The 11946-nt window shown below is 59.3% G+C and carries 5 protein-coding genes; 2 read left to right on the forward strand and 3 right to left on the reverse strand.

The window, feature by feature from the left end; all coding sequences use genetic code 11:
* Nucleotides 1–99: 99 nt before the first annotated feature.
* Nucleotides 100–8514, reverse strand: a complete 8415-nt coding sequence (locus tag R6T97_RS10575) for a GH36-type glycosyl hydrolase domain-containing protein (RefSeq protein ID WP_410349261.1) — start codon at nucleotides 8512–8514, stop codon at nucleotides 100–102.
* Nucleotides 8515–8534: 20 nt separating this feature from the next.
* The gene (locus R6T97_RS10580; RefSeq protein WP_410349262.1) at nucleotides 8535–9563 is read right to left on the reverse strand and encodes a universal stress protein; all 1029 of its coding nucleotides are present in this window, start codon (nucleotides 9561–9563) and stop codon (nucleotides 8535–8537) included.
* A 258-nt stretch (nucleotides 9564–9821) separates the two neighbouring features.
* Between R6T97_RS10580 and R6T97_RS10585 the strand changes: the two genes are divergently transcribed.
* Nucleotides 9822–11177 (forward strand): class I SAM-dependent methyltransferase, encoded by a 1356-nt coding sequence (locus R6T97_RS10585; RefSeq protein ID WP_410349263.1) that lies wholly within the window; start codon nucleotides 9822–9824, stop codon nucleotides 11175–11177.
* Between the two features lie 8 nt (nucleotides 11178–11185).
* On the opposite strand, the gene R6T97_RS10590 is transcribed toward R6T97_RS10585, so the two are convergent.
* Nucleotides 11186–11449 carry a hypothetical protein gene (locus tag R6T97_RS10590; RefSeq protein ID WP_410349264.1) on the reverse strand — a complete coding sequence of 88 codons (264 nt, stop codon included), beginning with the start codon at nucleotides 11447–11449 and terminating at the stop codon, nucleotides 11186–11188.
* A 265-nt stretch (nucleotides 11450–11714) separates the two neighbouring features.
* On the opposite strand from R6T97_RS10590, the gene R6T97_RS10595 reads away from it, so the two are divergent.
* Nucleotides 11715–11946, forward strand: a 232-nt coding sequence (locus R6T97_RS10595) for a phosphoribosyltransferase family protein (protein WP_410349265.1), incomplete at its 3' end; no start/stop codon positions are given.

Consider the following 11946-nt stretch of genomic DNA (forward strand, 5'->3'; position numbering starts at 1 on the left):
TCGCGTCACTGACGACTATCAACTGGACATGGCCCCACTGGGCCGTCGCGCAGTCAGTAAATCCTGACGACCGGGGGCCGGACGCGCCGCCTGCGTGCATCATCCCTTCAGCAGGACAACCACTTGGCTGCACCGGCCTTTCCCCGGAAATTTGACCGTCTGCCCGTCAATATGTCGTGTATCCACGGTGATTGATGTGGGGCCATGCCCTAGCCTGTCGGGATCCTGAATTTCGATCTCAAGACGGCCAAGCCCGGTTTCCAGCATCACCTCGGCGCCTCCCCAGCTTTTGGGCAGACAGGGATCAAGCCGGACCCCGCCAGACACAGGCTCCACGCCGAGAATACCGTTTACTCCCAGTTGCCATGCCCAGCCTGCGGCGCCAGTGTACCACGACCAACCGCCACGTCCCGTTTGCGATCCGGCACCAGAGACGTCGCCGGTCAGCACATAGGGTTCACGGCGATAATGATCCGCTGCCTCCTTGCTGTCGGCCCGTGCGATCGGGTTGAGGATGTCAAAGACCTGATAGGCGCGATCCCCATCCTTCATCCTTGCATAGGCCATGCCCAGCCATGTCGCCGCATGGGTGTATTGCCCGCCATTTTCACGGATGCCCGCTGGATAGGCCTGAATATAGCCGGGGTCCCGGTCGGTCTTGTCAAAAGGTGGCGTCAGCAGCCGGATCAGCCGCGCTTTGGGATCGACCAGCCGTTTCTCAGCCGATTTCAACGCGGTGCGCGCATTGTCATCGACAGGTCGGCCACACAAGACCGACCAGGCTTGCGCGATCAGATCTATCTGGCATTCATCATTTTCGGCAGACCCCCAAGGCAGGCCGTCATCATCGAAAGCGCGCAGGTACCACTCGCCATCCCACCCGCTCTTGTGCAGGGCATCATGCAGGGCGTCAGCATGGGTTTGCCAATGCGCGGCACCGTCGGAATGACCGGCTTGACGGGCCAGAGGTGCAAAAAGACCCACGATGCCGATCTGGAACCAAGCCAGCCAGATGCTTTCACCGCGTCCTTCATCACCGATCCGGTCCATACCGTCGTTCCAGTCGCCACTACCCATCAACGGCAGCCCGTGTGATCCCGTCGCGATCATCCGCTCCAGCGCGCGGGCGCAGTGATCGAACAGGCTGCCTGTTTCGCCCGTATCATAAAGCGCATAGCGGTCGCTTTCTTCAGGTTCCAGCTCGGGTGCCGAAAGATACGGCACTTCGACGTCCAGAATTGCCGTGTCTCCGGTCGCTTCGATATAGCGCGCGGTAACATAGACCAGCCACAGATAATCATCGGAAAACCGCGTGCGGACCCCTCTGCCTTCGGGAGGGTGCCACCAATGCAGCACGTCACCTTCCTCGAATTGATGCGCCGCCGCGAGAAGTATCTGCGCCCGTGCGCGGTGTGGATCGCTGATCAGCAAGGCCAGAACATCCTGCAACTGATCGCGGAAACCAAACGCGCCCCCGGCCTGATAAAACCCCGCGCGGGCCATGATACGCGACGACCGGTTCTGATAAGGCAGCCACGTGTTCACCATCAGATTGAACGCAGTGTCAGGTGTGTGCACCTCCACTGCGCCCAACCGTTTTTGCCAAGTGGCCTGTAGCGCTTCGCGTGCCTGATCCGCCTCACGCGGGTCTTTCCAACGCCCAACCAAATCGGCCAAGGCGCTGGCATCCACCGCCTCGCCCAGTGTGAAGACGACTTCGGCAGTTTCATCGGGCGGCAGATCAAGATGCACCTGATAGGCCCCGCAGGCATCGCCACCTTGCGGGAAATGCCCCCCCAGATCCCAACACCGCAATCCTGCGGGATCGAATACGTCGCCGTCACGCCCCAGAAAATCATGCCGGTCGCCCGTGATGCTGTGCGGGTCCAGTGAGGCCGTGAGAAACGCCGCACGGGCCGCAAATTCAGGGTTCCACGGGTTGCGCCCAACGATTGCCTTGAGTGCCGTGTCATACGAACTGACGATATGCGGGCGCGACATGCTGCCAAGCGCCCCGAGCAGCCATTCCGCATAGTAGGTCGCCGTGATCCGGCGCGTCTGGCCGGACCTGTTGGTCAGACGCAGCCGCACGATCTTGACAGATGCATCGAGCGGCACAAAGCAGGTCAGAGCCTGCTCCAGACCATGGCTGTTCTTGCGCCAACGGGAATAGCCCGCGCCATGCCTGATCTCGCAGGCGTCAGCATTTCCCATCGGTTGCGGTGTCGTGGTCCAGACATCGCCGGACGCCTCGTCACGCAGATAAAGGGCTTCACCAGGGCGATCTGTCACCGGATCGTTTGACCACGGTGTCAGCCGGTGCTCTCCACTGTTCACAGCCCAAGTCGTGCCAAAGCCGGCCTCGCTGACAAGACAGCCGAAATCGTCATTCGCCAATACATTGCACCATGGCGCAGGGGTGCGCACCCCGGGCGCAAGATGCATCACATAATCACCGCTTTCAGGGTCGAACCCGCCATAGCCGTTGTGAAATTGCAGGTCTTCCGGCGGTGCGATGGCCGGGATCGCATCATAGGGCGATGACGGGCTTTGCACAAACGGCGTGGAAGCATCCTGAGCATCCAGTATGCGGTCGAGCATTTCGCGCAACGATTTGTTCTCGTCTCGCAGAGTGACCCGCGCCGCGGCTTCGATCCCGTGCTTGAGCACATCCGACATCTGCCCGCCCGACACCAGATGGATGCCGCCCCGCATCGCCAAAAGACCGCTGGAATGGGTTTCGCTGATGATGGACAGGACCTTTTCGCGCAACGGTTCCTGATAACTGGCCGCAGCGTCCTGCATGATCACAAGGTCCACCGTCAGGCCTGACTGCCGCCAAAAGCTGTGACCGCGCACCAGAATATTCAGCAACGAGGATGTTTCAGGGTTTGACAGCTTGAACAACAAGATCGGATCGTCGCCCGATATGCCGAACCGCCACAGATCGGGCTGGCCGCTCCAGCCCGCCTTGTCCAACGGCGGCGCACGACGAAATGCCGGATGGGGGTGCATCAGCAACGAAGACAGTACTTGAAGCTCCGGCAAATGTTCCGGTGCAAGCCCCATCTGCCGCACCCGGTGGCCCGTGTGCATCAATGCATCGCGGAATGCGTGATCGATCATCCCGACGGGATAGCGGCGGGCGGCGGCAAGGGCTTCGCTTTCGGATGCGCCAACAGCGGTCAGAAACACCAGTTCCTGTGTTTCCATCGGCGCAAGCCGAACCCTTGTCTGCAAGGACATGGCAGGGTCCAGCGTCCATCCGGTGCCCCGCCCCAAACCGGTGCGCAATCCTTCAGGTGACCGCGTGGTTCGGTTACGCCCGACAAATTGGTGACGGTCGGTTTCCCATCCGGTGACGTTGATATCGGAACTTGCCGCGACAAGCTTGTGAACCAGAACCGGCGGCCGGATTTCCGGTCGGCGCGGACGCCGCGTAAACACGAGCGCCTGATCATCAGCCAAATAGCTGCTGTGGACGAACAATTTACTGAAAGCCGGATGCCGCTCGTCATCGACCGCCGGAGCCAGCACCACCTCGCCATAGCTCGTCAAGTCGAGGGTACGTGCCCGTTCGCTTTCATTGAAAAGCGTCACACGGCGTATTTCCACGTCATCTTCGGCGGTCACCGTGATATCCATACGCGCCACGATCCCGTCGTGACGGCGCAACAGTTCGGCCATATGCGGATGAAACGTACATCGGGTGTCATCGTCGGACGGCTGCGCCGGTGCCGTGCCCAACGACCACATATCATCGCTGGCGGCATCCTGCAGATAGAGCCAAATACCATCGGCGTCACCCGTGGGATCAGCTTGCCAGCGGGTCAATGCCGTATGGTTCCAGCTTAGCCCCCCACTGCCACTCTCCGTCAGAAAACACGACATCCGGCCATTCCCGAGCATATGAACATGAGGCACCGGCAAATCCGGCGACGGCACCCATGGCGCCAGATCGAGCTGTTGGGACGTTTCTGCGGAGCGGTCCCAGTCTTCATCCGCGCGGCCAAGCTCCAGCGGGGCCTCCCACGGGACACGTTCCTGCAACAGCAGGGCCATGGCTCCCATGGCCTTTTCCCTCAAAAACCGGTGAACCATGACATCGCCAAGCAGCGCATTCGCGATGGCCACCTGCACCATACCTTGATGGTGCGCCATAAAAGTTGTCACGGGCAGAAACTCTCGGGTCGGTGCCATCCTGTCGGGCGTAAAATCCAGCGATTCGATGAACCCGTATCGCGTGAGCGCGCCCAATTTTTCCAGCGATTGCAGGTTCTCGACAGCCGCACCCGGCCAGCCGCAAAGCGCCAGAGCCGAACCGTAGGGCGCGATGACCAGATCTTCGGTCAGGCCGCGACGGATACCAAGACCGGGCGCACCAAACGCACGATACTGAAAGGTGCCTGCGGTATCTGTCGTGGCGAACGCCGATTCCGATATGCCCCAAGGCACATTGCGCGCGCGGGCATAATCGCGTTGGAAATCAATCGCGGTAAGCTCGCTTTCACCCAACAGGCTGTCGCGGTAACTGGGCAGAAAAAGCGGGGGCATGAGGTATTCGAAGATCGATCCGTTCCACGACAGGATCGACGGCTTACCTTTCAAGCGCGTGATCGGGCGGTTAAAGGCGAACCAGTGCTCGATCGGGGCGTCGTGTTTGGCAATGGCAAAGAAACTGGCCAGGCGCGCTTCCGTCGCCAGCAGGTCGTAGTGGCTGGCGTCCATCCGGCCGAGACTGCGGTTATACCCGATCGAAAACAGCCGCATTGAAGGATCATAGAGAAACTTGAAGTCCATCCCGAAGGCGATGCTGTCCGCTTGCGCGGCAAGATCACGCAAGCTGTCGCACAAGGTGTCATGCTGCGCGATCCCCTCTTGCATGGCCGTTTCAAACTGATCCACCCAAACCAGAGTGTCTTCGTCCGCGTCGGAGTTCTTCTTTCGCCACGACTCAAGAATATCGTTCATGGCGGCGTCCGTGGGTCGTTGCGCAACACGCCTGCGGTCACGGTACATCAGATTTCCGATCTCATGTGCCGCTGTCAGTCCTGCGGCCTTCCCGTCTTCGATGACACGCAGCCATGGCATATAGGTCGCGATGTCGCGTGCAACCGAATGCAGCCCATGATGGAACCGTTCCAGCCAAGTGGTGATATCGGTCACTTGCGTCTGCGACAGGTCGGGTACGTCCTCGATCACATCGCGCGCTTGGGTTTCAAGGTCGATCCATAAGGTATCGCCAATCGTGGCGATCGCGCCCTCCCAGTCCAGCGGAGATATCTGCGCCTTTTGCAGTGCGGCCCTGATCCGGCCTTCAGTGTCTTTCAGGCGTGAAAGATCCGGGGCACCGGTACTACGGATCGCATTGCACAACAGATCAAGCGTGACCCCGAGACCATCAAAGCAGGTTCCCGCAACAGCCGGTCTGTCGATCTGCTCCATACAGCCCTGCTTGAGCGTGATGAGGGCGACTGCAAGATTGCCACTATCGACGGTCGAGACATATTTCGGCTCAAGCGGTTCAAGCGTGCGCGTGTCGTACCAGTTCAGAATATGGCCGCGATACTGGTCCATCTGCGTTAATGTGCTGACCGTATGGCGACAACGGGCGACGAAATCGCTTGTCGTGATAAACCCCATATCCTTGGCTGCCAAGGCAGAGGCCAGAAACATACCGATATTCGTAGGCGAGGTTCTGTGGGCGACCGCGTCCACATGGCCGAACTGATAGTTGTCAGGCGGCAGCCAGTTGTCGTCCGGCCCCGCAAATGTATCAAAGAAATGCCAGGTCTGCCGTGCGACCCGCTTGAGATACAGGCGCTGCTCGTCATCGAGGGTTTGCGCGCGGAAATAGCGGGGGCGCGCGGTCCAGACCGATATTTCGGGCGCGATCAGCCAAAGCAAAAGCACCGGTGTGGCAGGCAAAAAGCCCGCAGGCTCGAAGAGCGCCATATACCCCAGCATGAAAAGCGCCAAAGCCGATGAAGGCCACATCAACCGCCACGATGCCTTCCGGACACTGCTACCTGACAGCTTGGTGGCGGCATGGGCCGCAGACGTCCATTCCAGCCGTTTGCGCCCCGAAACGAAGACCCGCCAAAGTGTGCGGAAAATCGCATCAAGCGCCATGAGGGTGTCGCTGACCAGAAACACGATCAGCAAGAACCAACGCCCGCTCGTATCCTGTATCTTGTGCACTGCATTCCCGAAGGCACCCTTCCGGATGCCGCCAGTGGCAACGGCGAAGACTTCACCGATCAGATAGCTTCCCGGCGCGGCTGCGGCCAGAATGGTCCAGACCAGTGCACTGCCCGGAAGCACCATCCAGCCCACCAGAAAGAACAGCAGCAATGCAGGCGGCATCAGGCTGCGTCGCAAGTTGTCGATCAGTTTCCAGCGATCCAGCGCCGACAGCGTCGATGCAGCACGCCCGCCGTCCGCCACCGGCACCCTGCGGCCCAGCCACGGCAAAAGCTGCCAGTCACCGCGCATCCAGCGATGTTGGCGCAGCGCGAATTCGGGATATGTCGCGGGCAGGTCCTCATACAGAACAACATTGCTGACCAATGCGGCACGGCCCAGCAACCCCTCGAAAAGGTCATGGCTGAGGATGTGATTGTCAGGTATGCGCCCGTCAATACTGCGCTGCAGGGCAGCGATATCGTAGATACCCTTGCCCACATAAATTCCGGTACCAAACAGGTCCTGATACACGTCTGAAACGGCGCGGCTGTAGATATCGATGGCGGTGTCGCCGCCATACAGATGCGTGAAATGCGTACCTCTGCCATGTTTCGGCAAAATCTCGATCCGGGGCTGCAGGATTGCATGGCCCGAAACGACCCCGCCGGTCTCGGGATCGGCCACAGCGCGGTTCAGCGGATGCGCCAGTATCCCGACAAGCCGCGCCGCGGTACCCGGTGGCATTTGCGTATCGGCATCCAGCGTGATGGCATAGGGAACGGCGCGCAGGGTTTCGACAGGCCCCGCGACAATGTCAAATGCAGCGTCGCCTTCGCCCAGCACAAAGCGGTTGAAATCCTCAAGCTTGCCGCGTTTGCGTTCCCGTGCCATCCAGACCCCTTCAGCCGGATTATGAATGCGGCGCCGGTGCATGAGCACGAAGGAAACCCCGCCATTCGACCGGGACTGGGCATTGAGTTGCGCGATCCCGTCGACAAGTGCAGCTTCGATCCCCGCATCGGTGGGCAGGGTCTGCTTTGACGCATCCGCAAGATCGGACAGCACCACAAAGCGATAGGCGGGGTCGGGGTTGGCCAGACGAAGTGTCTCGATCTTTTCGAGAATCCCCGCCACCTCTTCACGCTTGGCGATAATGACAGGGATCACGATCGCGGTAGCACAAGACGCGGGAACCGCCTTTGAAAAATCCATTTCCGGCAAAACCTCGGGTGTCTTCAAGCGCGTGATGACCCAATGACCGAACCAGACACTCGGGATCGTCGCCGGAAGGATCGAAATCGCGATCCCCAAGACCCACTGCCAGGCGTTCGCGTCGAAAGCCCATAAATACGCCACCGAAACCGACATGGCGGCGAGGACCAACACAATAAGCCCAACTGCATAAAGCCAGCCCGTGATACGCGATAACCTGCGCTTCAGGGCCAGACGCACAGGAACGCGGTAGCGCAGCGAGGCCTCCAGCTCGGTCCGGCCCTTGTCGATCAGCCAGTAGCCCACATGATGGCGGCAACTCTCGCTGTCTTCGTCGCAACTCAGCACGATCGCGCGCCGAGCCACTTCGGATTCCGAACTCTCGCACCGTGTGGCCAGTGCCTCGACAACTTCGCGGTACCTGTTTCGGGTGTTGAAGGTCATGTCCGGATAGACTTGGGCGGGATCGGTTTTCAACACCGCTTCAATCACGCTGACCGCATCAATGAAATCCGGCCATTTGATCGCATCGATCACGATCAGATCGGTAATCGCCCGCGACACGCGCGCGACAGGTTTGATGTCATCCTGCGCTCGGGTCTGTTCGCTTAACACCAGATCAGGCAGCAGCTCGGGTTCTACGGCACCCATTGCGCCAATGATCTGTTCCAGACACGCCAGCCGCAACATGGACGGCATGGCCCAAAGTTCCCCGTTCGTGAGTTCCGCCGCCTCTTGATAGTGACAGATGAAATCAACGAGCCCTTCGAGGCTCATCTGTTGATCCATCCGCGCGCGCGCAGCCTGCGCAACCGCAAAAGCGCGTGGTGGCCCGGCCCCGTCCGACTCTGCAAGCGCCGGAAGCGTCTGGTAGAACTGCCGCGGCAAGCCTTCTTTCAGCCGTCGCAGTGCGCGGATGACTTGATAATCATTGTCGAGAATCCATTCGGCTACGCGCTGAGCCTCTGTCGGTGCGTCCGTACAAAACGCCCTGACCTCGTCAAACCAATCGTCAAGCTCCGGCAACGCACGGTAGCAGTCAGTCATGCATGGACGCTCGTGAGTGACGACGTGCTGCAAGGCAAGAGCGTCAGCCGACGGTTCAGCATCGGTCATCTTTCGTGCGGCTTCGTTCATCAGTCTGTGCCGACCGGTTGCCGGACGCCCTCGGACGACAGTTTACCAAAGACGTGGTTGCTGTGTGAACCGTTCAGATGGCGGATCAGCAGAACCGGAGTGGCAGCTCTGTTCATGATATAGCGCGCGACATCCCCTGTCGGCACATCGCGGTGCCCGCTTTGCCCATGGGTTGCCATGACGACAAAATCCACATTCTCGCGCGAAATCGCGTCTGTCAGTGCGCGCCGCGCATCGCCGTCGTCACAGACCTTCGTTGAAATCGTCAAGCCCTCTCGGTTCAGCCGGTTTCTGATCCCCGCAAGATAACTTTTGCCGGCTTTCCGGTTTCTGCTGCGCACCTGCGCATGGAGCCGCTCGGCGTCCTGATCCTTTACACCGAATTCCGTAACGCCGGGATTTGGAGAGACATAGAAAAGCAGCAATTCCGCATCTTCGGCAAGCGCCATGACAACCGCGCGTGGCAATGCGATTTCGGCGCGGGTCGATCCATCCAGAGGGACAAGGATGCGCTTGTAGGTGGTGCCGTGCTCGACACTTGCGTCCTGAGGGATCATGAGCACACCTGCGCTGCGCGAGGACAAGACGCCCGAAGCGGTCTTGCTCAGGCTCCAGCCGTTGTCGCCGTGCCGCCGCAAGGCCCCTGCGATATCACTTTGCCGATGTTCCATGAAGTTGCGGATTTCATTGACGCAATCCCCTTCGAGAAGCTTCACTTCGCAAGGCGGGCCATCGTCACCGACCGAGCGGGTCAGACCATTAAGCCACTTGAGTGTTTGCTGTTTTCTGATGTCCCACTCAACAGGATCAATCGGGCCATCGTCATGATCAAGGCGACACTGCACATTCACGAGCACAACCTTGCCGCCAAAGGCGCGGGCCACGCGTTGCGAATGTCCTATACCGGAACCGTTCGTGATTGCATCTTCGACGAACACGACAACATCTGACTTTTTCTTTTCCGCATCCTGAATGCGCGCAGACATATCGCTGTCTGTCTCCAACTCTTGGGGCGGGCTGGTCATCATGTGGGATATCTCCTCCAATGTCATAGCCGGGAAGCGATCGAAAAACGCGGATAGCCGGAAGGCGGTGCGGTGAATGCCACAACGTGTTTCTTTGCGACCGAAGGGAACCGGCAGGTACACCTTAGATGCGCGCCGATTGCGCCGATTGATTTATGTCAGTGGCGGGTGCACGGCCCGCATTACGGTTTTCAGAATGAAACAGAAGACAATCATATACCCGGGCACTCCGGTTGAAGGTCGGCACAAGGCGCTGGTCGCATGAGCCGGTCTTGGGAATATGCGCTGGACAAGATGCTGCAAAGCCTGATCCACACCGGCGCGTTGCGCATTGTCATGCCCAGCGGGCAAACGCATACCTATGGGGACAGGACCAGTGAACCTGTTACGGTGCGTCTGCATGACAGCGCCGCGACAAGACGGCTGGTGTTGAACCCCGAACTGGCCTTTGGCGAAACCTATATGAACGGCGATCTGACGATCGATGATGATGACCTGCAAGGCCTGATGGCGACAGTTGTGCGCAATGCCCGCAGTTCCGATAGCAATCCGGCATGGTGGCAAAAGCTGACACAAAGACCGCGGGATGCCTTGCGCGGCTTGGCGCAGAACAACATCGTGCAACGGGCAAAACGCAATGTTGCGCATCATTACGACCTGTCCGGTCAGTTGTTCGATTTGTTTCTCGATCAGGACCGGCAGTATTCCTGTGGTTATTTCAAGGCGCCCGATACGTCTCTGGATCAGGCCCAGGTCGACAAGAAAGCCCATATCGCACGCAAGCTGATGACCCAACCGGGCATGAGGGTTCTTGATATCGGTTGCGGCTGGGGCGGCATGGCGCTGACACTGGCGCGGGATTACGGCGCACGTGTGACAGGCATCACCCTGTCCGAGGAACAACAGACCTATGCCACACAAAGAGCGGCGCGCGAAGGATTGTCCGACCGTGTCGAATTCCTGCTTTGCGATTACCGCGAAGTCGCGGGCACATTCGACAGGATCGTTTCGGTCGGCATGTTCGAGCACGTCGGGTTGCCCCACTTTGAAGCATATTTTGCAACCATCCGCGACAAGCTGACCCCCGATGGAATCGCTCTGATCCACTCGATCGGTTGGGCTGCTCCGGCAAAGGCCACGAATCCCTGGATTGCAAAATATATCTTCCCCGGCGGATATATCCCAACCATGTCGGAAGTCATTCGTGCGGTCGAATCATCACGGCTCTGGGCTACGGATGTGGAATGTTGGCGACTGCATTATGCCTATACCCTGCGCCACTGGTATGACCGGTTCCGCGCACACGAAGATGCGGCCCGTGCGCTTTATGATGAACGCTTTGTCAGGATGTGGCGCTTTTATCTTGCTGCCTGCGAACAGACGTTCCGCCATGGGCCGCAAGCCGTTTACCAGTTCCAGCTGTCGCGCAATATCGGGGCCGTTCCCCTGACGCGCGACTACATGTACGATCACGCCGACATGCGATCACAGCCAAGGGCGGTCAGCTGCCTGAGGCCTGTTCTGGTCGGCGCAAGCCACCATGCATCACAGGAGGCCAGCGCCAAGACCGCTTCGCAGGCAGGGACAGTGCATACCGAGCCTGTTCCCCGCGCCTGATGCAAGTCCTATTCTCCGTCGATGCGCCAGATTTGATGGAGCTGGGTGATGAACACGGCCGGCATCCCGAAATAGCGCCCGATTTCACTGTCCGACAGACCAAGATCGGCAAGTGTCTCAAGACACCGTTTCGGGGTCGGCCCGAGAACATGCAGGTACTTTTGCAACTCGGGCGTCAGTTCTTCCCGAATTGACGGAATGCCGGCCCGCAACCTGTGTCCTCCCGGGACAAGCTTCCGGATGATATCCTGACGATTGTAAAGGTCGTTCATGCCGGAACTTCCGCCTCCCTACACAAGTGTCGATGCTTCTCAGCAATGACGATGATGGACCGGGCGTGATTGATACCGATCAATCCGGGGCTTCACATCCACGTGATGGGCACAAACCGGCTGGCCATTCTTGGTCGTTTGCGGCCCTGAGAAACAGGCAAATGCAGCGTCAGCGGCTCTGCGCCGACATGGCACAATAAACGGTCTTCCATTGACGAAAATCAATCAGCAGGCTGCATGACGGCCTAAACCATGCCCTATGGATATGAGCACACCAAAATTTATTGATCGCAAGGATGCAGGCCGCATGTTGGCCAAGCTTCTTGCGGATATGGAACTGGATGATCCTGTGATCTACGCATTGCCCCGCGGCGGTGTGCCGGTCGGGGTCGAGGTCGCGAACCGCCTTGGCGCACCTCTCGATCTTTTGCTTGTGCGCAAGCTTGGCGCACCACAAAACCCCGAGGTCGCTCTTGGCGCGCTGGTCGAGGGGGCCG

Source organism: Yoonia sp., assembly GCF_046498525.1.
In the GTDB taxonomy this organism is placed as follows: domain Bacteria; phylum Pseudomonadota; class Alphaproteobacteria; order Rhodobacterales; family Rhodobacteraceae; genus Yoonia.

Bases quoted from the DNA above. Each gene is read 5' to 3' on its own strand.
- R6T97_RS10575 (WP_410349261.1), bottom strand. From the start codon at position 8,514: ATGACCGATGCTGAACCGTCGGCTGACGCTCTTGCCTTGCAGCACGTC.
- R6T97_RS10580 (WP_410349262.1), bottom strand. From the start codon at position 9,563: ATGATGACCAGCCCGCCCCAAGAGTTGGAGACAGACAGCGATATGTCT.
- R6T97_RS10585 (WP_410349263.1), top strand. From the start codon at position 9,822: ATGAGCCGGTCTTGGGAATATGCGCTGGACAAGATGCTGCAAAGCCTG.
- R6T97_RS10590 (WP_410349264.1), bottom strand. From the start codon at position 11,449: ATGAACGACCTTTACAATCGTCAGGATATCATCCGGAAGCTTGTCCCG.